The organism is Shewanella sp. BJSY2023SW001 (assembly GCF_047314685.1).
Lineage (GTDB): Bacteria > Pseudomonadota > Gammaproteobacteria > Enterobacterales > Shewanellaceae > Shewanella > Shewanella indica.
This window is the reverse complement of the sequence record NZ_JBKORF010000027.1, coordinates 46216-68356: the sequence shown is the minus strand read 5'-3', so window position 1 is coordinate 68356 and position 22141 is coordinate 46216. Positions and strand designations below refer to the sequence as shown.

The window sequence follows — 22141 nt, the reverse complement described above, 5'->3', positions numbered from 1 at the left end:
AAAACGGCCAAATTTCACACGATACCGTACCAGCGCTAACAGAAAGTTACACAAAATAATCCCATCAAACCGTGCCCGGATAAGCTTGTTTTCATCATCCGGGGATATACTCCCGAGGCAGCCTTCGCTGCCAAATATAATAACTATCTGTATCTAAAGGAGACTTTCCGTGAAGAAGGTTGGAATTCTATTACTCTGCCTCTTGATGCCACTGGCATCGGCGTGGGCAGAGCCGGGCAAGCCCTTGTCGGTTGAGCTATTGTGGCAACTCAAGCGTATCGGTAACCCGGTAGTATCGCCCGGCGGCGAGCATATCATCGCCCCCGTGACCGAGTATGATGTCAAGGCCGACAAAGGGTCGACCCAACTTTGGTACTTTGATGCCGATGGCAAACATCAACGCCCACTGACTGCCGCCGGACTCAAGGTGAGCAACCCGGTATTTTCTCCCGATGGCAACACTCTGGCCTTTGTCAGCCAGCGCAATGAGGACGATGCCGGGCAGATCTATCTGCTGCCGATGAATGGCCCGGGTGAAGCCCAGCGGCTGACCGAGGTGCCTACCGGCGTGTACGGCATCAAATGGGTAGGTAACCATCTCTATTTCATCAGCAATATCTTCCCCGGGCAGGACTGGAAGCAGATGCAAGAGCAGCTGAAAGCCGACAAGGACAACAAGACCTCGGCCAAGCAGTGGAATGCTCTGCCCTATGCCCAGTTCGATCATTGGCTGGATGAACGCCGTCAGGCGCATGTGTTCCGAATTCCTGCCAAGGGCGGCGAGATAGAAGCCATTACTCAAACACTGGGCCATGAGCTGCCTCGTTCGAGTCAAAGCGCCGGCAGCTATGATGTGTCTGCCGATGAGAAACTGATCGCCTTCAACGCCTACGGCTCCGACAACCGGGTCGATCCCAAGCTGGATATCTTCCTCGGCAAGATAGGCGCAGACAAGGCAGAAAACCTGACGCCGGACAACGAAGCGCCCGATAGCCGCCCAAGCTTCAGCCCTGACGGCAAGACGCTGGCCTTCACTCGCCAGAAGATCCCGGGTTTCTATGCCGACACCTCCAGGCTGATGCTGCTGGATATCCACAGCCGTAAGCTCAAGACCCTGACCGCCAATTGGGACAGATCTGTGTCTCAGTTCAGCTGGACGCCGGATGGTAAAGGCTTCTACGCCGCCATTGATGATGCCGCCACCAGCCGTATCTATCATATTGATGCCAAAAGCGGCAAAGTGAAGGCGATCACCAAGGACACCAACTATGGTCAGCCGCAGATAGGCAAGAAAGGCACCCTGATTGCCCTCAACGACAGCTTCCTTTATCCGGCGCGACTGCTGGCGATCAATCCCAAGAACGGTAAAGGCCAAAGGCTGGAGCAGTTCAATGATGAACTGCTCAAGGATGTGGATCTGGGCAGCTATGAGTCTGTGACCTACAAGGGTTACAACAACCAGGATATCCAGATGTGGGTGCACTACCCACCGGGTTTCGATCGCAGCAAGAAGTACCCGCTGTTTATGCTGGTACACGGCGGCCCACACAACGCTATCAGTGATGGTTTCCACTATCGCTGGAACGCCCAGACCTTCGCCTCCTGGGGTTATGTCACTGCCTGGCCCAATTTCCACGGTTCCAGCGGCTTCGGCCAGGAGTTTGCCGATGCCATCAATCCGGACTGGAAAAACAAGTCTCTGGATGATGTCCTCAAGGCAGCCGACTGGTTTGAACAAAAGAGCTGGATCGACAGCGATCGCATGGTGGCCGGTGGTGCCAGCTACGGCGGCTATCTGACCTCCATCATCCTCGGGCAGAAACATCCGTTCAAGGCGCTGTTGATCCATGCCGCCGTGTACGACATGTACTCCCAGATGGCTTCCGACTTCGCCGTGCACAGCACCCGCTTCGGCCATTACTGGGAAAAACCGGAGATCTACCAGTCGATTTCACCCCATTACTTTGCCGCCGGTTTCAATACACCGACCCTGGTGAGCCATGGTCAGCTGGACTACCGGGTGCCAGTGGGGCAAGGTTTTGAGTTGTTCCGCACCCTGCAAAGCCGTGGAGTGGAATCGCGGATGATTTATTTCCCCGATGAAAACCACTGGATCATGAAGCCCAACAACTCCATCTATTGGTATAACCAGGTCAAAGACTGGATGACCCATTATGCCGAGCCGGGCCCACGTTAATCGCCGATAATCGGCATCCAAGCAAGAAGGCGACTCAGGGTCGCCTTTTTTAGTGCCAAAAATGAGCCTAAATATAAGCTGCAACAACTAAATGAGGCGCTATCAATCCACCACTCAATAATTTTCCGAACTTCAAGATACTGTCATTCAAACAAGAAACCGCATAACAAGCGGTATTGCTGGCGACACTTTTTATCCTTGGGTACCATTGAACAATAAAGAAGCGCCTGGACATGCCGGCGCCAGGGAAAATGGATACCTGAATGGAATTGAGATACGCGTTGCTGTGCCTGTTTTTGCTACTAACCAGCCTAAAACTATTTGCATTAGAGCAGGTTAAGCTTCCCGTTATTAATATAGAACAAAACAGCGTCGCGCTCGAAGAGTTCAAAATCGGCTATTTTATTGATAACAGCCAGAACCTTGGCTTTGAGCAGGCACGCCAGAAGCCTTTCGGCGTAACCGATAATGTCACCACTTTGGGTACCAACGCCAGGGTCACCTGGTTCAAGCTGATACTGCACAATAGACTCTCGCAGGAAAAGCCGCTGTTGTTGCACCTGCCCCATGCCTACCATGTGCAGCAAATCGACATCTATGAGGAAAGCGGCCAACAACTGCAGCGACACGAGCAGTTGGATCTCGAACAGGCCGCCGACAACCCACTTATGTATCGGGGCACAGTGGTCTACCCACTGACTTTGGCGCCAGATCAGATAACAACCTTGTATATTCGTAGCCACGCTTACTCCCATCAATGGTTTGCCATGACACTGATGGATGGAGAAAATTCGCGGCGCGCTCTGGTGAGTACTCACTATGATATTGCGCTTATGGTGGGGATGTTGCTGGCGCTGGTGTTCTACAACTGCCTGCTGTATTTCGCCAGCAGCAAGAAAGAGAACATCTACTATTCGCTGTACCTAATCTCCGGTCTGGTGTGGATTGCCTTGTCCTATGGCCTAGTCGCCAGCGTGTTCAACGCCTACGGCTCGAACGTCTTCATGCTCAATCTGTCGCTGCTCACCATGCCGATTTTCCTGCTGCTGTTTATGACGGCTATCTTCGAAACCAGGCAGTTCTACCCTACAGAGCACAAGGTGTTGCAATTGTTGTTGTTGCTGCTATTTGCCATTCTGATTTGGGGGCTGTTTGATATCTCAGCGGCACTCAAACCCGCCAGCAGTATGGCGGCAGTCATGATGTTGGTGACCTTCTCTGTGAGTATCTCCCTCTATCGCAAGGGCAACCCCCTGGTGAAGTACTTTCTGGTGGGCCACAGCTTCTTCGTGATCTTCAACGGCATAGCCGTGCTCTTCTACAAGGGCTTGATCTCTCCGAGCTATCTCAGCAGCCACGGGGTCGGCATAGGCATTATGCTGGAAGCCCTCACCCTGGCATTTATCATCTCCTATAGGATCAAAATTCTTGAGGATATTCGCGCCTCGCAGGAAGAGCTTAAACGCCAAGCGGCCACAGATCCTCTGACCAAACTCTATAACCGGCGCTATTTCTATTCTGAGGCCGACTATCAACTTAAGCTGGCCGGCCGCAATGGCGAGGCTATCTCTGTGCTTATTCTGGATATAGACAGTTTCAAGCAGATCAACGATAACTTTGGTCATCACTTGGGCGACAGGGTGATAGTCGCCCTGGCCAAATTATTGAAACAACACTGCCAAGGAGCCGAGATGGCGGCCCGTTTCGGCGGCGAAGAGTTCGTGATCTTGCTGCCGGGAGCCACACTAAACCAAGCCTTGCATCGAGCCGAGCAGCTGCGCCTCAATGTCGAAGCTATGCAACTGACCGCCGACACGGGAGACAAGATAAGTTGCACCATAAGCTTGGGCGTGGCCGAGGTTGAAATTGCAACAGAATCGATAGAAGCGGCCGTCAAACGAGCCGACCACGCACTTTATCAAGCCAAAAACAGTGGTCGCAATCGGGTCGTCGCCAATTCAAGCGCTAGCGACCAAGGGTTAAATACCGACATTGAAATCAATCCAGGTCTTTAAGTGTTTGCAGCCCCAATTGCCGCATCTGCTGCTGGATCCAGTCGGCGCGGCGGTTCATGTAAGCACTGGGCGGATTGATTTGATATTGCCAGGGATTGGGTAACAAGGCGGCCAGCAAGGCCGCCTCGCGGGACGACAACTGAGCGGCGTTCTTATGAAAATAGTGTTGCGCCGCCGCTTCAACGCCGTAGATCCCCGGGCCGAATTCAACAATATTCAGATACAACTCAAGGATCCTGGGCTTATCCAACACCAGCTCCAAAAGCAAGGTGAACCAGGCTTCAGCCCCCTTGCGAATAAAGCTACGCGAAGACCACATAAACAGGTTCTTGGCGGTTTGCTGGCTCAAGGTGCTGGCTCCTCTGAGGCGCTCTCCCTGAAGTTTATCTTCTATGGCAGTCTGAATCGCCTTGAGATCAAAACCGGAATGAAGGGCAAAACGCTGATCTTCACTGGCGATCACCGCCAGCTGCATATTGGCAGATATCTGAGTCAGCGGCTGCCACTGATGCTGCACCTGGCGCTGTACCTGTGTTACCGGCGCCGGTGGAAACCAATAGCGTTCAATACGCCAGCTCCACAGCGGTGGGTTAACAAACTTAAGGGCAATCACCATCAGCAGAGACAGTATCATCAGCCCCAACAACAGTTTTATCAGCCAGGCCGTCAGTCGCCTAAACCATCCCTTTTTCGCGGCCAAATTCGCTCCTGATAAATAAGCCCACCTGAAACTGAGTGCACTTGAAACTGAGTGCATCTGAAACTGAGTGCACCTGAAACTGAGTGAGCCAGGAAACCCTCTGTGAATAATAATTGAGTATTTTGCCAGGTGCGAACCCGGCCCAAAATTCCAATCTGTAAGCTTATCCGGCGCACCAGAGAAACTCAGCGGCCCTCATTTCCCCTTAGCCAAGGTCTAATACCCCTAGCTTATTAGTCAGCGCTCATGAGTCAGCGCCAAAGCGGCCGCACTCAAGAAAGCTCAGTACCGCCGCCAGCGTATCCTGATGCCAATGTATGGCCTTATGGCACAGGGGCAACACCAGCCAATCACTGGCATCATCACAACGGGTAGAAGCCAGGGGTACCCGGCCATCGGACTCGCCGTCAATCAAGGCGCCCAAGGGATCCTGAGTCCCACTGCCGGCGATGATCCCAAGATGAGCCCGGCTATCCATGCGCCAGCTTGCCCAGCGCTGCCCCGGCAGCAAAGATTGCAACGGCTGAAATAGCCGGGAATATCCCGGAAGCTTATCGGCCAGGCTCGCCAGCGGTGAACCATCATGGGGCGTGGCAATAAACACACTGTGGCCCAGATTGCCGGGCAGCTGCTCTGCCAGCAGTTGCCGGACGATTAAGCCTCCCATACTGTGAGCCACAAAGTGCACCCTGGGATACTGCTGCCATTTCTGCTCATCCAGCGCCTGGCGCAAGGTCACTACCGCTTGTTGCAGTGAGCCGAAACGGGTGGGTAATCTGGGGCACAGGATCCTGTATTGCCGAGCCAAGCCTTGGGCCAGAAACCCCATATCACGTTCATCTTTATTGAAGCCATGCACCAACACTACCAAGGCTTTGTTGCTATCTAGCCTCAAGCAGGCTGACTCTTGAGCCATTGCTGAAATGCCTGTTTGGGCATGGCACCGGCCTGCTGGGCTATCATTCGGCCATTTTTGAACAGCATTATGGTCGGAATGGAGCGGATCCCATACTGGGCCGCCAGCGCTTGCTGAGCCTCGGTATCCAGCTTACCGAACCGAAACTCCGGCTCCAATTCGGCAGCGCTCTGCTCGAATATGGGAGCAAACTGTTTGCAAGGGCCGCACCAGCCGGCCCAGAAATCCACCACCAGCGGCAGCTCTGACTTATGGGCATGGTTGGCAAAGTTGGCATCAGTCAGTTCTACTGGAAGGCCTTGAAACAAAGGCTGCTTACAATGGCCGCACTTAGGGCCTTGAGACAGGCGTTCTTCCGGCACCCGGTTCATTCCAGCGCACTGGGGACATGCAATCAACATAGGATTCTCCTCTCAAGCGGCGTTATCGCCGCACACTGTGAAATAGAGGGACGACATTAAACCGATTCAAGTCAGATGAGGTCGCAACGCGGCCAATACCTGAGGATAATCGGCCTGATTATCCAAGGTCAGACTCAGATAGCCATCGCCGCGAAAAGCCCGGTCCAGCTCCAGCAAGACATGGGTTTGCTTTCCGGCAGGTACCAGGGTGAGCTCCACTTCACGCAAAAGGCGGATCCCAAGCCCTGCGGGCACAAACTCCAACTCCTGATAGCAACCTGAACCACTGCGAAACCCAGAGGTGTTGATATAGCCTTGCTCGACATCGGCTTTTTTAAGGACAAAGCCCAACTCTTCCATGGCCTGCAGCAGGTGCAGCAACAGCTGGGTAGGCTGGATCTGCAGCAGATCCTGATCGCCCGGATCTATAGCGTAATCTATCGCCAGCCCGGTTTGCAGCCAGACCCGGCATTGATTGTTACGCACCGGCAACTCGGTAAATGGGGTCTCAGGATGCAACTGACCGATAAAAGGCAACTCTCTCACCTCTCCGGCCTGAAGTTCAAAGCCCTCGCTGATGCGCCAGCTGGCCAGGCAATGATTGATAAAGTGGCTGCTGTCGCCATCACTGACCTTAACCCGAGTCATAAGGGCCAGCTCCAGGCCGGCAATACTCTGGCTTACCTCGCCGCCCTTGAGCACGATTCGGGCTTCGAAGGTTTGCCCTGGTTGCAGGTTAGCATTGAGTAAGCGGGTATCGACACTGGCGCCGCCAACGCCAACTGCAGCGAGCAATTTCTTAAACATCCTCTGTTCCTGATTTACTTAAAAGGCCTTGCCGCATTTAAGCCCCTTTTCTTCGGCGAGTAAAGGGTGGGCGCATCGGCTGTAAATTCCCAAACCCAATAAGCAGGCAGCAACGAAATCATTCTGAGCCAGTTAAAAACCAGAAGCTGACCAAATCACGCCCTAATCAGGGATGGCGTAAACAGACTTCTGCCAAAATCGGTGTATGGTCGCTCGCCTGGGCATCCAGCTCAAACTGCGGCCGCAGCAGGTGACTGTCATAAACCCGGTAATCCACCACTTCAGCCAGGCTATGCTGGCTACGGGCATCAAACTCCTGACTCAACAACAGATAGTCGATCACCCCGCCTTGAGAGCCGTGAAAATGGGTCACGGGCCGAGTCACTGTCACTCGCTCGCCACTTTGCTCAGAAGCTTCTCGCCAGAGCTGCCAGGCGTCAAACAGCTGAAAATGCGCCAGCTGCAGTTTCAGCCTTTCATCGGGCAGGCCGTAAAGGCCCGCGGCGCGAATATCCCCGTTATAGAGCTGCCCGGCACCCACCAACAGCCCCTTGAGTTCACTGGAGTCTATGCCGGCGTTAAAATCCCCCATCAGTACCACAGCGTTGCCGCTTTGCTGGCGCCGCTTGAGTATCGCCTGATACAACAACATCGCCTCACTGCCACGCTGCAAAGTGGCTGACCAGCGGCCCAGCGCACTCTCGGCCAGCAGCCCGGCGGCACCTTGCTGCTCGACCGCGCCCTTGGGCAACTTATTGCGTGGTGATTTGAAATGCACCACATAGGTATCACAGTGGCCGATCCCAGGCAGCATCAAGGTGGCTCTCAATATCTGACGACTGCTTTGAAACTCATCCTTGAGCCCCAGTGAAAATGCCAGTTCGGCATCCAGCGCCACCGCCGCCAGGGAAACGATTGGATAACGGCTTGCCAGAGCTACTACACTCTTGCGGGCAATAAAGCCTTCTACGACCGGCGAATCCACCAGCGCAAAGTGGGCAAGACCGGCAGCCTGACACAATTCACGCAGCGGCTCGGGGCTGAATACCTCCTGCCAGCCCACCAGATCTGGCTGTGCTTGCTGCAGCCAGCGGGCTATCCAGTCGCACTTTTGTTGCCACTGTCCTTGGGTATAGATGTTGTTGAACTCATGAAACGCCAGCGGCGGCATGGCAAAATTGAACAGATTCAGGCTGGCGATACGGATATTGGAAGACATGAAAAGCGCTGCGGCTCCGGTAACCCTACTGAGTAATAGTGTTGATATTAAGCCGCTGCTGGGATTTGTCCAATAGCCCCCCAAAAAACAACTTCCCGGCTACCCATTCCCCCCAATGGCGCCCAATAGCACAACAAACAAACAACAAAAAGCCGCTATTTGTGGCTAAACAACCCTGTTTAACGCGCTTTTTCAATCTCCCGCTTGACTTGTTTGCTTGCAACCATACAATCGCCGCTTAATTAACCATACGGAGACCCACTGTGGACACACACATAGGTGACAGTAGATGCCCTGTCAGTCAGACAGGATTATTTGCCCGGCACTAGTCTGCAGCTTCGCAAACTACTGCCGAGCCTGGCAGTAGCGTATTAAAGAATCCTTTTTTCCGTTACTCCCCATAAAAACCTTGTTGAGCTTGACATGCTCACGCATGCCGCAGTGTTCTCCTGTGGCTGCAAACTAATGCAACCACAAAGGTTTTTACTTAGGACAGCCTTGCTGCCCCATCTACGACCTTGAGTGTTCCCCCACACAGGAGGAACAAACATGACACTCAGATATACCACTTGGCTGCTGGGCGGCCTGCTCTGGCACGGACAACTGCATGCCGGCATTCAGTTGCTGGAAGATCCCGACATCGCCACAGTAACTGAGCTGGCAATCGACTGGCAGCGGCAAACAGGCAACAACGACTTTGCCCTGGGGCTCAACCAAGCCGTCTTTGGCGGCGAATTGGCACTGGAACTGCAAACAGACAACCGGGATGCCCCCTGGGACAGACATGAGAGCCGCGGCTGGCAGCTGGGCTACAAACAACCGCTGGCAACAAACGGCTTATCCCAGGTTCAGACTCAGGCTCTGGCACTGGAGCTGGGGCGTCATCACAGAGATGGCTGGCAGGGCTACGCCCTGGTCAGTAGCGATCTGCCGATTGCCACCCAGGGCTTCTTTGTGCGCAATAACTTAGGGCTGAGCCTGGAGTCGGGTGAAGGCCCGGCGATGATTTTTGGCCTGGGAGCCGGCTTCAAAGTACAGCAACACACCCTGCTGTTTGAAAACCAGTATCTGGGCCAAGGCGACTATGGCTACCAGCTACTCTGGCAAAACCAACCCAACGCCCGTTGGCAGTGGCAACTGGGTTATGGCAATCAGTATGGCGGTGGCGCCCGCCAATTTGGCGCCGGCCTACAACTTTTCTTTTCTTGATAGCTCATTGGGAGAATGACCTATGAACAGCAACAACATCATACTCAACCTGCATCTGATCCTGACCAACAAAGACGCCAAGGCGATGCAGATGCTGGCATCTGAGCTTCATCCTGCGGACATAGCCGCCGTGCTGCCGACCTTCGACTGCCAGCAAACGGCCTCAATACTGACCCTGTGCCAGCCCAAAACCGCGGCGGCGCTGCTGCGGTATCTACCCCATCAGCAGCAAAAGCTGCTGGCAGAAGCGCTGGATCATCAAACCCTTGGGAAAATTATCATGGAGATGGCAGCAGATGAGCGCGCCGATCTCTATAACGAGTTGGAGATTGAGCAGCAGGCCCTGCTGCTGCCCACTCTAGCCAAGGCGGAGCGCGAGGATATGCGTACCCTGGCGGCCTATGATGACTCCAAGGTCGGCTCCATTATGACCTCTGACTATGCCCTGCTGCGGGTCAATCAAACCGCGGAAGAGGCCATAGACAGCCTGAGGAAAGTGGCCGCAGATCTGGAAACCATCTACCAGACCTATGTGGTGGATGAGCGCGGCCGCCTGATAGGCAATGTGTCACTGCGTCAGCTCATCATCGCGCCGCCCAAGGCGTTGGTGAAAGAGTTTATGAAAGAGCAAACCATTGCCATAGAAGCGGAAGCCCTCAAAGAAGAAGCGGCGCAGATGATAGCCCACTATGACCTGCTGGCGCTGCCGGTAGTCAACGGCAAAGACCAACTGGTCGGTATAGTCACTTATGATGATGCCATGGATGTAGCCAGTGCCCAGGCCGATGCCGAATTCAACAAACACGGCGCCGTGGGTCAATTGGCCTGCTCTTTTAAGGAAGCCAGCATTGGCATGCTTTATCGTAAGCGAGTCTTTTGGCTGGTATTGCTGGTGTTCGGCAATGTGTTATCCGGCACTGGGATCGCCTACTTTGAAGATACCATCACAGCCTATGTTGCTCTGGTGTTCTTCTTGCCACTGCTCATCGGCAGCAGCGGCAACGCCGGTTCGCAGTCTGCCACCTTGATGGTCAGGGCACTGGCCACCGGGGAGGTCGTCCTCAAAGACTGGCTGTCGCTGCTAGGCAAAGAGCTGTTTGTGGCCGGTTTACTGGGTGCCACCATGGCGATTGCGGTATTTACCCTGGGTTATTGGCGTGGCGGCGATATCGCCCTGGTGGTCGCTCTGACCATGCAACTTGTGGTGATTATCGGCAGCCTGATAGGCATGTCCCTGCCCTTCTTGCTGAGCAAGTTCAAGTTGGATCCGGCCTCGGCCAGCGCGCCGCTGGTGACTTCGATAGCCGATATCATAGGTGTCATCGTCTACTTCAATGTCGCCACCGCTATTTTGGATTTTCCGCCTGTCAGTGGTTAATTGACCTTGGCATAACCTATGGAAACCTAGGTTATGCCAGAAAACGCCTTGTCATGGCTGAACAATTTCATCCAAACTCACCGTGGATCGGCTGGTAAAAATATAAGTCAATTATCAGCCAAGCAAGATCCCCGGCTTTCCATCCAAGGAGCGGGCAATGGCACGGCGCTCCTCTGCTTCAGTGAAATCTTTGCTCAGAATGCTGTCCACATAGAACCACTCGCTGACCACCTCTTCGCTGCTGAAGGTCAGCGTCATATAACCCCGGTTCAACAGGTTGGCGTATTTAAGGTCATCCACCAGCCCTACAACGGCCGCCTCTGTCGCCGGGATCTGCTCTGGTGGCAGGTTGAGGTAGTACTCAAGCCCAGGGGAGGAAACCGAACTGGTGGCAAACTCAACCCCAACCATGTTGCCATCTTTGTCCTTGAGATCATTGGCCCAGGCATTGTGGGTATCACCGGCAATCACCACCAGGTTTTTACCCGAGGCCCTGGCAGTGGCCAGCACAACTTCACGTTCATAGGCATAGCCATCCCAGGCATCCAGGTTGTAAGGAATCGACGGCAGTTGCAACAGTGCCAGCACTTCCGGCGTCAGTTTAGCTTGGTTGGCAGCCAGATAGGTCAGTTCCGCTTGGGTCAGTGTCGGATCGCCGGCCTGAGCACGAGCCGCCAACTGGGCCAATGCCGCCAACTCGGCAAACTGCGGAATAGACAGCTGCTGAGTGGCTATCGCCGCCGGCAACATCATCCGCCCCATCAGAATCTGCTGCCCCAAAAGCTGCCACTTGGCGCTGGATTGCAACAGTTTTCCCTGCAACCACAGCAGTTGGGTCTGGCCCAGAAGCGTACGCTGAGTGTCGGTCACGTCGGCGAGAAACTGCTGATCGTTGAAAGCACCGGTAGCCGGATCCAGATAGTTACCATAGTCCAACTGTTTGTCACGGGCCAACACCCTGGTATCCAGCATATGCAGATCCAGCAGATCGCCGAAGCTGAAACTGCGGTAGATCTCTTCATGATTGCCCTCGCGCCATGGGCGGATAGGCAGCCATTCGAAGTAAGCCTGCAATGCCGCCTGTTTACGGGCGTCGAAGTCCCCTTCCCCTTGGTTATGGTTTTCGGCACCATCCTTCCAGGTGTCGTTGGCCACTTCGTGATCGTCCCAGACGGTAATAAACGGCAGCTTGGCGTGCAGCTTCTGCAAACTGGCATCGCCGCGATACTGGCCATAGCGGCTACGGTAATCGCTCAAGGACAGCAACTCTCCCGCCGGCAACACCTCCCGGCCCAGCTCGGCGGCATGTTCACTGGCATAACCACCACGGCCATATTCATAGATATAGTCGCCCAAGTGCAGCATGGCGTCGAGATCGTCCCGCTGCGCCGCCAGTTCATAGACATTGAAGTAACCGGCCGGGAAATTGGCGCAGGACATCACCGCCAGTTTAACCGAATCGACCGCGCCCTCGGGCAGGGTCTTGGTCATACCGACCGTGGATGTCTTGTCACCCGTCATAAAACGATAGAAGTAGCGGCTGCCGCTCTCCAGCCCTATGGCATCGACTTTAACCGTGTAGTCACGCTCGGCATTGGTCACCATTTCACCTGTGGTCACCAAGTCGCTAAAGGCACCATCACGGGACACCTGCCAGGATACTCTGACATCCCCCGCCGTTTGCGGTGTAACCCGGGTCCAGATAATCACGGCATCCTGAGTGGGATCACCGCTGGCGACACCATGAAAAAAATCGGCGGCGACAGTATTGTCATCATTGTCACTGGAGCAGCCCATCAGGCCGTATGAAAGCACGGCAGCGCCAACACCTTTGGCTGAGAGGGCAATAAAGTCACGACGGGAGAAGTTACGGGTCATTGTTATTATTCCTTTAAAAAACGCTTCATCATGCTGGTATGAGGTCGGATGTCCAGATTGTGAAGTCAAACTATTGCACAATTGTGACAAACAGGTAAATACCTATTGGTATTCAAATAAATTCAGTAAGTTAAATAAAATGATGCCCACTTTAAGCCCCTTAACTTGCAGACATTGATAACAGGGGGCAAAATGCCTTACAGGACAGATAATTAGCCCTATCAGGGCCCTGCTGAAGGAACAAGACAATGAAAGTCAAAGACATCATGAGTACCCAGGTGGTGTGTATCAGTGATGGCGCCAGCGTCAAGGACGCCCACCAACTAATGCATTCCCGCGGCGTGCGCCATCTGCCGGTGATCTCAGAAACCAGCGGCACTCTGGTTGGAATACTTACCCATAAGAAGATGATTGCCACAGTAGTCAATCTGCTGACCCGCTACGGTCAGGGAGCACTGGAACGAAAAGAACGCGGCACCCTGATAGCCGATCTGATTGAAACCGACTTTGAACCACTCATGGCCGATGCGCCGCTGACTCAAGTGGTGGATTATTTTATCGCCAACAAACATGGCTGTCTGCCTGTAGTGGACGAGCACAACAAGGTGCAGGGCATAGTCACCTCTTCTGACTTCGTCAAACTGTGCCGGGAATTGCTCAAGGCCTGAACCCATCAAAAAAGCGTGCTTAAAGCACGCTTTTTTGGACAGAGCTTTTGGTTCAAGCTGAATCTATTAAATGAACCGGGTCTTAGAGCTTAGGCCTCTGGCTCTATCTTATTGATACTGCCCTTATAGCCGGTTTCATCCACCGCCTTTATCAGCGCATCCATATCAAAGCCTTCGGGTACTATCACTCTGGCCTGTTGGGTCTTGAGCGAGGACTTGGCCTTAATCACGCCCTCTGTCTTGCGCAGCGCCTTGTTGATTACCGTGACACACAAAGGGCAGGTCATGCCTTTAACATCCAGGGTGACCACCAGATTGCCCGCCCAGGCAAACGGCGTGCACAGCAGCAGTAAAACCAGTAACAAGCTTCTCATTCAAACACCTCTAACAGCCAAGGTAATACAAAAGGGTAAAGTTGAAATGCCAATACCACAGGCACGGCCAGCCAGTAGAGCAGTAACATACTGGTACGGCTCATGGTCGCGGTGCACAGGGGCTTTTTGGAAAAATACAAACGCCAAAAGCCCAGGAGGATCAACAGAGTCGACAGCGCCAACATAGGCACTTGCAGCCAGCCCAGCTGTTCAACACCCGACAGCGAGGCCGCCGATACCCCAAACACCAGATAGATCAGCGGCCCAATACAGCACAGACTGGAGGCGACAGCGGCAACAACGGCGGCCGCCAGTGTCGCCAAAAAACCCTTAGAGCTGTTCTGTTGACTGGAAATCATAGGCGAAAACTTTAGGGTCATAATAGTTCACAGGGTCGCCATCCACTTCGGCATAAGGATAACCAAAGTTGTTCAGCGGCGTCTGCTCGGCCATGGGCGCCAGATCAAAGTCACGACCGAAGTTGAAACCAACCCAGTTCATTTCCCAGTTACCGAACAGATAGTCGTTGACCGCCTGCACATCGGGATCCTGATGTTGCTTATTCTCGGTCAAACGCATCTTGGTCACATCCGCAGGATCGGCCGGCAACCAACCGTAACCCGCCAGATAGAACATGGCACGGCAGTGCTGACCACCACTGACCTTGGCCAGGCCATTGGCATCACTGCTGCCGAAAGCTTTCTTGGAGTATTTGCCCATCTTAATAGCCTGTCCGACCCGGATCCCGAACATCTCCCGCGCCGGAATACCGGCGGCGCGAGCCAAGGCCACAAATACCGAGTTGATATCAGTACACTTACCCCCCAGTTTGCCGCTCTCGAGAATAGTGGCCACATCACCTGTGCCGCAGCCGATAACGTCATTGTCGCGGAACATATTGGCACTGACCCAGTTGTAGATAAGGCGGGCCTTTTTCAGCGGGTCGGTTTCCTTGCCAACAATCTTGTCTGCAGTCTGCTTCACTATTCCATCAATGGGCATATGCTTGGTGGGCAGCAGATAGCGCTCCACATCCACCGGGTACTGGATAGTTTTTGGGGCGCGATAATGCTCGAGTTCACCGTTTTTCAGCGGTTCCCAGTCGAGGGTTTCCAGCTCCATCACCAACTGCAGCTCCATCTTGCCTTTGGCATCAGGCCAGGTGGCAAACAGTGTCTTGGCACCATAACTGTTATCGGCAGTGATATAGGCGTCCTGGAAATTGCCTTTGAAGTTCAGCTTACGAACTTGCTGAAACTGAGTGTCTTCCACCAGCGGGATCCACAACTTGACCACGCCCTCTGAGCCCTCGGGTGCGATCAGTTGGTAATCTTGAGTCAGGGTGAAATGTCTACGGCCGTCAGCGGAATAATGCTCGACGGCCTTGGTCTTCGATGTGGCCGCCATCACAGGGCTGATGATACCGGCCGTCGACAAAATAGCCGCAGTTTTTAAAAAATTGCGTCTCTGCATTATTCGATTCCTTACGTTTGATTAACAGACGAGTCAATGAGCTGCCCGCTGGCGGGCCGAAGCATTATAAGTGGCGGCCCCTGGCACCGCAACAAAGCCGCAGACGCAAGGGCCGTGCAGCCAGAGTCATCAGTAAGGTGGAATAATAAGAAAAATTAACAAGTTTGCGAGACAAAACAACCATATTGGTCATCTTGTCTCGCCTTGAGTTTTACCAATGTAAAGCCGGTATGGCAGAGGGAAAAACCGGCGCCGGATCACATTCTTACCTGGGCTTATCTCAGCCCCACTTCCACGTCGCGGATAATGAAGTTACCCGAATAAAGCGGATGGGGTTCACCCAAAGGCTCCAGGGCAAAGAAGCGCTTGTGCTCTTCACTGAGCCCTTCGAAGCCACCTATCACCTGATAGAGCCAGCTTTCCGGATCCCAGGACAGCTGTTGCTGCTGCAGATATTCCAGCGCCGAAGTGTTGCGGCCCGAGTCAATGACGGCGCAGAAGTACTCATCCACTGCCTCTTTGAGCGGGTTATCCGGCATATCAAAGTCTTCCTGAGGACTAACCGCAACCGGCACGTCGTGCTCCTGCAACCTCTTGGGCAGATGGTCACGACTGATAGCCTTGATACGGGCCACCATCTCCATCAATTGCAGTTCCTGACCGCTGTTGTTCACATCCACAGATGCCGGTGCCAGCAAGGCCTCGGCATGATTGAACAGCACAGGCACCTGCTTGTGCGCCACATGGTCGGCCACCTGATAGTCGGGGTGCAAATCTGTATACAGCAACCAGCCTTTGAGCAAACGGGTACGACCGCGGATCTGCCTGAAGCGTCCCAGCAATTCCAGTAGCCGCCCCTGCACCACGCTCAGCTCCTGGGTGCAATCGCTGAGGGTATCCTGCAGCATGGTCACCAGCAGGCGGCGCAGCTCACGGATATCCCCGGCAATTTCGCCAAGCTCGGTAAACTCAAACAGCTCCAGGCCGTTAAGCAGTTCCGATACCTGGCTCTGGGCCAGCTCGTTTTCACGGATCTTGGCGTTAATTGAACCCACATAACCGAACTCGTTATTGATCCGGCCCCAGAGCACACGAATGGAGTAACGCAGGCTCTCGGTGAAGCTGAATACGTGTTCGGTCAAGTCCGCCAGATAGGCCTCGGCGGCGCTGTAATCCACGCTGGCGCGCGCCTCACGGTAGTGATTGGCCAAGGTCTTGATGGTGGCCAGGGCCGAACCGACGTTGGCGTTGATCTGGCGGTTACGCTCATCCTTGAGGCCCTCTTCCAGCAGGGCCCTGACATTACGCGACAACCTGAGCGGTTCGTCCGGCTCGGGACGCCAAAGAATACCGTTATCGGTAAGCTTCTTCAGCAGCGCAGGTTCCTGCTGGGTCTCATCCAAGCTACCGGAAAGATAGGCGTCCATCACCAGTTCGGCGTTACGCCCAAGCAGCCTCAGCAGCTTGACCCCGGCCTGATGCAGGTTGCTGCTCATATCAGATCCCTCTGGGTGGCGGTTTCAGCCTGAGCCTCCAGACTAAGGCCCTCGGTTTCATCGATAAAACGGATCACTTCGTAGAGGTAATCCAGCTTGCCGGTGGCGATATAGATCTGTTTTTCCGGATTCGGCCGCACCAGATAACCCAGCTCCTGCAAGCGCTTGAAAACCAGTTTGATCTGGCCATCGACACTGCTTGAGCTGGAGCCGAACAAGCGATACTGGCTCAGCTTGGCCAGTTGCTCGCGAAACGCCGGCGTATCCTCAATGCGGCTCTGCAATTCGGTAAGCCGCACCGCCGCGCCTTCGGTCAGAGGCGCGTCCTGGCCGCTGGCTTCCTGCACCAACACCAACCATTCCACCATGGGGATCAACGCCTGGCAGATATCGCGAAACTGCGCCGAAATCACTTTACGCTCGTCCTCCCCCAACTGCAGATAACCACAGAAGAAGACTTCGCCCTCGGCGGCCTGGGCCACAGTGCGATTGATTTGGTTGAGATAGGCCTCGACTCTGTCACGGGTGGCCGGGCTCTTGAGTGAGCGCCAACCTTCCTCATCCGTGGTGCGGCAGATAAATTCACCCTTGAGCAGGCGCTCAATCAGGGCGCCGGAGCCGACGATAGTGCTTTGCAGTTCGCTCATTACACCGCCTCCCTGGCCAAGCGCTCAGAGAGCTTTTGCGCTATGGGATCGACCTTGGGTTTAACCACCTGCAGTCGCTTGGTCTGCTTATTGATGATGTAGCGGTTGGCAAACAAATTCAGTACCTCGGACTCAGGGTTGGGGAAAGCACCCAACACGCTGATATTGTTGTTTTCACAGGCATCGAAGATCTTCTTCACGTTAGCGTGGTGCAAGGTGCCCAGCTCATCAATCGGCCAGTGCACAGTGACATCCGCCTTGCCCCGCAGCAAGCGGGTAAAGGCCAGCAGGAACTTACAGAGGATCAGATAAGCCATACCATGACTGGATGACTCGTTGAGCTGACGGTCGGTGCGGATCACCAGATCCGAGTTGCCCTCCTTGAGGCGCAGCTCAATCTCCAGCAGCTTGGCGATACCGCCGGTCAGGGCCGAGCGGCCTATGATATCCAGGGCCCGGCGCATGCTGTTGGTATAGTGCTCATCCGGCAGGCCGGTGAAGCCTTCGGCCTTCCAGGCGCGGAACGCCTTGACGAACTGCTCAAGCTCCGGCCAGAACTCCAGTTCGCTGATCCGCGAGCGGATCCTGACCGCAGATTCGGAGACGCCTTCAAGGAACAGCTCCTCCCCGACTTCGCGGGTAATACGGGCACTTTGGGAGGCAATACGGCGGTCGATATCGGCCAAAACATCGTAGAAGGCAGTCAGGTCGACACCGAAGATCCGGCCCTGTTCACGCAGCGCGGTAATCGACTGCGGCACCATCACATTGAGCAGTTGGGCCAGATGCGGCACCAACTTGCGGTAATCCAGCAGGCGAATGCCCTTGTCATTGACTGAGCTGGACTCTTCACGGGCCTTTTCCCAGAACTCGGATAGGCTGGAGCCTGACTTGCTGGCAATCACCTGATCGAAATGATCCACATACTGCCTGACCGAACCCAGCAGATGCTCCCGTTTGAGCAACAGCTCCTCGCCCTGACGCAGACGTTCACCCAGGCTGCCCTGGGGCTCTTCATCGTTGCGCGGCAATTTCAGCTCGGCCAGCTTACGCAGCAAGGCGCGCAACTTGGTGAGGTTTTCCGAGGCCTCTACCTGAGCGGCATCGGACTGGCGCCTTTGTTGCTCCAGTTGCTGGCGGGCATGTTTGACTTCGTTGGCCTTGGTTTTCAATTGCTGATCCAACTCGGAAGCGGCGCGCTTGACTTCGCCCAGGTCGGTCACCAGCTTGGGTTTACGCACCAGCCAGGTATGCTGATACCAGTCGTCATAGCGCAGCACTTCACTGCGGCGCTGCTCGGCAGCGGCAATGGCACCTTCCAGCTCACGGATCTCCCGCTTGAGGGCGAGAATTTTGTCTTCATCCACCCCGCGGGATTTAAGCTCGTTCTTGTACCACTGCTCGCAGGCTTTTTGCTCCTCTTTGGCACGACTGCGACGCTGATTGATGCTCTCCTTGAGCTGCTCCAGATGCTGCTCCAGCGCGCCGACCACTTCCTGCCAGTAGGCATTCTTTTCCATTCTGGCATCCAGTGCCTGCTCTTTGAGTTCCTCCAGCCATTCCAGGTGCTGGTTGCGCAGCTGTTTCATCTCCTGATCCAGCAGCGTCAGGCGTTTACCGGCCTGCGCCTTACGCTCAGCCAACGCCTTGTTAATCTGCTCCTGCACAGTGCGGCGCTCCTCGAACAGACGCCGCAAATCGTCACGCAGATTCTTGTATGCCGTGCGGGCAAAGGTCAGCTCACGGCTCAGTTTATCCAGCGCTTCGTTGGCCTGCACCAGTCGCTCTTCCGCTTCTTCCTGCAGCCCATAGGCGTTTTGCAGCGCATCTTCGGCCTTGGCCAGCTTGGCCCTCAGCTCAGGCTCTGAACTGGCGTATTCGGGGATCTCCAGCGCCTTGAGATCCAATGAGATCCCAAAAAGGCTGTCGCTTTCGGCGCCGACATTCGGGTGCAAGTCGGTGCGGTGCAGCAAGTCGGGATGTACCACCTTACCCAGGTGCTGCTCCCAACCCGGCACTTCTTTTCGCAGGAACTCCAGTAAGGTATGGGACTGGGGGAACAGCATGTGTTTGAGATCGTCCAGATCGCCCTGGCGCTCCGTGACTCTGAGCGCGGCAATTCTGAGTGATTCGCTGGCCTGATCCCTGAGTGAGCGCTGCTTGCGCTCTTCGCTCATCAGCCGCTCCACCTTGGCGTTGGCGGCCTCCTGCTCGGCATCGGCACGGTCGATACGCTCGTCGAACACCGCCAGGCTGAGCTTCTCCTCCTCGGTATAAGTCACGCTGTCGACCTGCAGCTTGAGCTCGGCCGCATTGAGCTTGAGCTGGTACTCCTGCTCCTGGAATTTGGCCTTGCCGTTTTCCTGCTGCTCACGGAATTCGGCATCGAGGCGCGCCAAGTCTTCTCGGGCCACTTCACGCTGCTTGTCGCGGGCCTCGCGTTGCTTATCCAGCTCCTGCTGCAGCTTTTCCAGCTCCTTATTGAGCTGTTCGCCAATCTTGCTGCGACGGGCGTTATAGGCGGCTTCTATGTCCTGGTGCTTCTCTGTCTGCAGCTTGTGTCTTTCGCTGAGGTTCTCAAGATCGCTACGCCACAGCGGCAGCTGTTCCAGATTGGCCTTGGCCTGTTCGATATCGGCATCGAGAAACGCCGCATGCTGGTTTTCGATGGCGTCGAGTTCATACTCCAGCTTGGCGACATCTCCCTTGGCGGCAGACAGCTCCTGGTTAAGCTCGTCGCGCTGCTCTTTCCACTCATCGTCCAATGCCTTGAGACGGAAGTTCAGCTCCCGCGACAGGGTCTGATTTTGCTCCTGACGCTGGGCCTCCAGCACTTCGTCATTGCGATAACCCTTGGCCAGGCTGCCAAGACGCAGTTCGGCCGACAGCAGTTCGTTGAACTCCTGCTCCAGCTTGTCAAATTCGGGACGGATCTGCTCGAACCCGGCGATCAGCTGACTCTCGCGGATCCAGGCCTCGACTCGTTGTGGATTGAGCCTTGATGCCGGCGGGTTAACGCCATCCTCTTCCAAAATGGCGGCGATCATCGACTTGACCGTTTCCATTTTGCCTTCTTTGGAATGCACCGCCTTGGCCAGTTTTTCGATATGGCGCAGTGAATGGTCGGCCTCGCACAGAGAGAACAAACGGGCATAGCTGCGCAGCTCAGTGCGGCTGGTGCCTGTGTTGAGCAAGGTACGGTCATTCTGGATGATGGCGCGAAACTCTCGGGTATTCAAAAGCTTGGTATGGTTCACTCCAGCGCGTTTCATCTCGCGACCCAGTTCGGCCATGGTATGGCACAAAATAGTGTCGCCGTTTTGGGACTTGATATAGTCTTCCAGTTCAAATCCCTTGGCGATAAAGCGATAGTTGACCCCTTTGCCGTCGCCGGCCGAGGCCAGCACCGCCTGATACAGCAAGCCATCACTCTTTTGGTATTCGTAAATGATATAGCTGGATTCTCTGGGCAGATACCAGCGCTCGAAGCTGTCACGGGTCGAAGGCACGACCCGGCTGGGGTATTCACCGTAAAATACAGGCACCAGACGCTGCAACGTGGTCTTGCCCGAGGCGTTGGTACCACAGATATTGGTATGTCCATCGAGCTTCAGCTCCACCACGCCCGGCAGATGGGTGTCGATCAGCACTATTCGAATCAAGCTTGGCATATAAATCCTTATGCAGACAGCAAGCGCCAAAAGGCCAGAGGCACCGGCACTCGCGGCAACAGGCGGGCAAACCGCCTCAATACAGCAAAACCCTTAAATTAATGGAAAGCCCCACCCTTGGCAATTGAAGGGCCGGTAAAGAAAGCGGGATCCGCTGCGGGTTTTAAAGAATATTATTCAGGTTTGAACAGGCCTATCACTTCACCGGTCGCCTTGTCACTGACCTTGTCATCGGTCTGCTGCTCGCGGTAATCACACTCGACGCACTCGACCGTTTCTATGCCGTTCTCCTTGAACAGCACTATGCTGTCCTGAGCCTGACATTTGGGACATTTGGCACCGGCCACAAAGCGTTTCTTGATCCTGTTCATCTTCTGAGTCTGGTTGATAAGCAATGGCATTATTTTGCCATATCTGTGGCTGCCATGGCGCATTTTAAACAGCGTTAGGATAATGTTTGTGCCATTAATCAATAAACCATATAAAAACATATGGTTATAACTAAGATGGATATGTAGCAGATTATTTGGAATTGATCCCAGATAAAGAATGGTATCGCGCAATTCCAATACCATTCCATCAGGAAGTTCGCTTAGCCCAATAATCCGGCATCACTGAGTGGCAAGTCAAACTTGGGGGTGGGGTGGTATCAGGCTAATCTGGCCAGGGTCTCCTGCACCTTGCGCAGCCAATTGCAGTTATCACACTGACATTTGCGCCGTGACAAATGATGCGGGCTCAGGCTGGAATCGACAAAGTCGACCGCTATCAATAACTGCTGCCTCAACTCTTCGAGTGATTTCTGCTCCAGATCCACCAGCTCATCATTCTGGTTCATCCAGATACATTCCATGCCCTGATGACAAAAATTACAGCGCTCATCCACTGGATTATAGAAACCCGCATGGGGACAATGACGCAATTCCATCGACTGTATCACCCTGGGACGGGCATACTCGAACAATGCGATCAGCTCCTGCTTATCTGGCACTGACATAAGGCCTCCAAATCTCTTCTGCCACTGCGGCTTGTTGCAAACAGGTTACTCTGGGGAGGGCGCAATGAAATTGATATAGGTCAAAGTGCCGTCCA

At 54.5% G+C, this 22141-nt stretch carries 19 protein-coding genes; 5 read left to right on the top strand and 14 right to left on the bottom strand.

The window, feature by feature from the left end; all coding sequences use genetic code 11:
- Positions 1-169: 169 nt before the first annotated feature.
- Positions 170-2197, top strand: coding sequence for an alpha/beta hydrolase family protein (locus ACMHXH_RS06975; protein ID WP_039034958.1), 2028 nt, complete (start codon positions 170-172; stop codon positions 2195-2197).
- Between the two features lie 263 nt (positions 2198-2460).
- Positions 2461-4212 carry a diguanylate cyclase gene (locus ACMHXH_RS06970; RefSeq protein WP_335911786.1) on the top strand — a complete coding sequence of 584 codons (1752 nt, stop codon included), beginning with the start codon at positions 2461-2463 and terminating at the stop codon, positions 4210-4212.
- On the opposite strand, the gene mtgA is transcribed toward ACMHXH_RS06970, so the two are convergent.
- The 5 genes from mtgA to ACMHXH_RS06945 form a co-directional block, all read right to left on the bottom strand.
- Positions 4196-4912 (bottom strand): monofunctional biosynthetic peptidoglycan transglycosylase, encoded by a 717-nt coding sequence (gene mtgA, locus ACMHXH_RS06965; protein WP_226684243.1) that lies wholly within the window; start codon positions 4910-4912, stop codon positions 4196-4198. The genes ACMHXH_RS06970 and mtgA overlap by 17 nt on opposite strands.
- A 244-nt stretch (positions 4913-5156) precedes the next feature.
- Positions 5157-5828 (bottom strand): lipase family alpha/beta hydrolase, encoded by a 672-nt coding sequence (locus ACMHXH_RS06960; RefSeq protein ID WP_251766796.1) that lies wholly within the window; start codon positions 5826-5828, stop codon positions 5157-5159.
- Positions 5804-6229, bottom strand: coding sequence for a thioredoxin TrxC (trxC, locus tag ACMHXH_RS06955; RefSeq protein WP_039034956.1), 426 nt, complete (start codon positions 6227-6229; stop codon positions 5804-5806). The genes ACMHXH_RS06960 and trxC overlap by 25 nt, the downstream gene beginning before the upstream one ends.
- 66 nt (positions 6230-6295) lie before the next feature.
- Positions 6296-7036 carry a sporulation protein gene (locus ACMHXH_RS06950; RefSeq protein WP_226684246.1) on the bottom strand — a complete coding sequence of 247 codons (741 nt, stop codon included), beginning with the start codon at positions 7034-7036 and terminating at the stop codon, positions 6296-6298.
- Positions 7037-7202: 166 nt separating this feature from the next.
- Entirely contained in the window at positions 7203-8255 is a 1053-nt protein-coding gene (locus ACMHXH_RS06945) for an endonuclease/exonuclease/phosphatase family protein (protein WP_071476739.1), read from the bottom strand.
- 549 nt (positions 8256-8804) lie between these two features.
- Between ACMHXH_RS06945 and ACMHXH_RS06940 the strand changes: the two genes are divergently transcribed.
- Together ACMHXH_RS06940 and mgtE are read left to right on the top strand one after the other, a co-directional pair.
- Positions 8805-9464, top strand: a complete 660-nt coding sequence (locus tag ACMHXH_RS06940) for a hypothetical protein (RefSeq protein WP_226684247.1) — start codon at positions 8805-8807, stop codon at positions 9462-9464.
- Between the two features lie 22 nt (positions 9465-9486).
- Positions 9487-10842, top strand: a complete 1356-nt coding sequence (gene mgtE / locus ACMHXH_RS06935; RefSeq protein ID WP_039034953.1) for a magnesium transporter — start codon at positions 9487-9489, stop codon at positions 10840-10842.
- Positions 10843-10956: 114 nt separating this feature from the next.
- Here mgtE and ACMHXH_RS06930 read toward each other — a convergent pair whose 3' ends face one another.
- The gene (locus tag ACMHXH_RS06930) at positions 10957-12720 is read right to left on the bottom strand and encodes an alkaline phosphatase D family protein (RefSeq protein WP_233962621.1); all 1764 of its coding nucleotides are present in this window, start codon (positions 12718-12720) and stop codon (positions 10957-10959) included.
- Positions 12721-12968: 248 nt separating this feature from the next.
- Between ACMHXH_RS06930 and ACMHXH_RS06925 the strand changes: the two genes are divergently transcribed.
- Positions 12969-13388: an HPP family protein gene (locus tag ACMHXH_RS06925; RefSeq protein WP_100142461.1), complete on the top strand. Its 420-nt coding sequence runs from the start codon at positions 12969-12971 to the stop codon at positions 13386-13388.
- Positions 13389-13477: 89 nt separating this feature from the next.
- Here the strand turns inward: ACMHXH_RS06925 and ACMHXH_RS06920 are convergent, their stop codons facing one another.
- The 8 genes from ACMHXH_RS06920 to ACMHXH_RS06885 form a co-directional block, all read right to left on the bottom strand.
- Positions 13478-13762, bottom strand: coding sequence for a heavy-metal-associated domain-containing protein (locus ACMHXH_RS06920; protein ID WP_025011288.1), 285 nt, complete (start codon positions 13760-13762; stop codon positions 13478-13480).
- The gene (locus tag ACMHXH_RS06915) at positions 13759-14076 is read right to left on the bottom strand and encodes a membrane protein (protein WP_039034985.1); all 318 of its coding nucleotides are present in this window, start codon (positions 14074-14076) and stop codon (positions 13759-13761) included. Before ACMHXH_RS06915 ends, ACMHXH_RS06920 begins: the two co-directional genes overlap by 4 nt.
- Before the next feature lie 16 nt (positions 14077-14092).
- A complete protein-coding gene (locus ACMHXH_RS06910; protein WP_039034950.1) occupies positions 14093-15235 on the bottom strand; it encodes a transglutaminase-like domain-containing protein in 1143 nt (380 codons plus the stop codon).
- 275 nt (positions 15236-15510) lie between these two features.
- Positions 15511-16731 (bottom strand): hypothetical protein, encoded by a 1221-nt coding sequence (locus ACMHXH_RS06905; RefSeq protein ID WP_039034949.1) that lies wholly within the window; start codon positions 16729-16731, stop codon positions 15511-15513.
- Complete coding sequence (locus ACMHXH_RS06900) at positions 16728-17378, bottom strand: hypothetical protein (protein WP_025011291.1); 651 nt, start codon at positions 17376-17378, stop codon at positions 16728-16730. The genes ACMHXH_RS06905 and ACMHXH_RS06900 overlap by 4 nt, the downstream gene beginning before the upstream one ends.
- The gene (locus ACMHXH_RS06895; RefSeq protein ID WP_144361084.1) at positions 17378-21049 is read right to left on the bottom strand and encodes an ATP-binding protein; all 3672 of its coding nucleotides are present in this window, start codon (positions 21047-21049) and stop codon (positions 17378-17380) included. Before ACMHXH_RS06895 ends, ACMHXH_RS06900 begins: the two co-directional genes overlap by 1 nt.
- Before the next feature lie 173 nt (positions 21050-21222).
- Positions 21223-21420: a YheV family putative zinc ribbon protein gene (locus tag ACMHXH_RS06890; RefSeq protein ID WP_039034984.1), complete on the bottom strand. Its 198-nt coding sequence runs from the start codon at positions 21418-21420 to the stop codon at positions 21223-21225.
- A 278-nt stretch (positions 21421-21698) separates the two neighbouring features.
- A complete protein-coding gene (locus ACMHXH_RS06885; RefSeq protein WP_039034946.1) occupies positions 21699-22046 on the bottom strand; it encodes a hypothetical protein in 348 nt (115 codons plus the stop codon).
- Between the last annotated feature and the right edge of the window lie 95 nt (positions 22047-22141).

Bases quoted from the DNA above. Each gene is read 5' to 3' on its own strand.
- ACMHXH_RS06970 (WP_335911786.1), top strand. From the start codon at position 2,461: ATGGAATTGAGATACGCGTTGCTGTGCCTGTTTTTGCTACTAACCAGC.
- ACMHXH_RS06960 (WP_251766796.1), bottom strand. From the start codon at position 5,828: ATGGCTCAAGAGTCAGCCTGCTTGAGGCTAGATAGCAACAAAGCCTTG.
- trxC (WP_039034956.1), bottom strand. From the start codon at position 6,229: ATGTTGATTGCATGTCCCCAGTGCGCTGGAATGAACCGGGTGCCGGAA.
- ACMHXH_RS06950 (WP_226684246.1), bottom strand. From the start codon at position 7,036: ATGTTTAAGAAATTGCTCGCTGCAGTTGGCGTTGGCGGCGCCAGTGTC.
- ACMHXH_RS06945 (WP_071476739.1), bottom strand. From the start codon at position 8,255: ATGTCTTCCAATATCCGTATCGCCAGCCTGAATCTGTTCAATTTTGCC.
- ACMHXH_RS06940 (WP_226684247.1), top strand. From the start codon at position 8,805: ATGACACTCAGATATACCACTTGGCTGCTGGGCGGCCTGCTCTGGCAC.
- mgtE (WP_039034953.1), top strand. From the start codon at position 9,487: ATGAACAGCAACAACATCATACTCAACCTGCATCTGATCCTGACCAAC.
- ACMHXH_RS06930 (WP_233962621.1), bottom strand. From the start codon at position 12,720: ATGACCCGTAACTTCTCCCGTCGTGACTTTATTGCCCTCTCAGCCAAA.
- ACMHXH_RS06925 (WP_100142461.1), top strand. From the start codon at position 12,969: ATGAAAGTCAAAGACATCATGAGTACCCAGGTGGTGTGTATCAGTGAT.
- ACMHXH_RS06920 (WP_025011288.1), bottom strand. From the start codon at position 13,762: ATGAGAAGCTTGTTACTGGTTTTACTGCTGCTGTGCACGCCGTTTGCC.
- ACMHXH_RS06910 (WP_039034950.1), bottom strand. From the start codon at position 15,235: ATGCAGAGACGCAATTTTTTAAAAACTGCGGCTATTTTGTCGACGGCC.
- ACMHXH_RS06905 (WP_039034949.1), bottom strand. From the start codon at position 16,731: ATGAGCAGCAACCTGCATCAGGCCGGGGTCAAGCTGCTGAGGCTGCTT.
- ACMHXH_RS06900 (WP_025011291.1), bottom strand. From the start codon at position 17,378: ATGAGCGAACTGCAAAGCACTATCGTCGGCTCCGGCGCCCTGATTGAG.
- ACMHXH_RS06895 (WP_144361084.1), bottom strand. From the start codon at position 21,049: ATGCCAAGCTTGATTCGAATAGTGCTGATCGACACCCATCTGCCGGGC.
- ACMHXH_RS06890 (WP_039034984.1), bottom strand. From the start codon at position 21,420: ATGAACAGGATCAAGAAACGCTTTGTGGCCGGTGCCAAATGTCCCAAA.
- ACMHXH_RS06885 (WP_039034946.1), bottom strand. From the start codon at position 22,046: ATGTCAGTGCCAGATAAGCAGGAGCTGATCGCATTGTTCGAGTATGCC.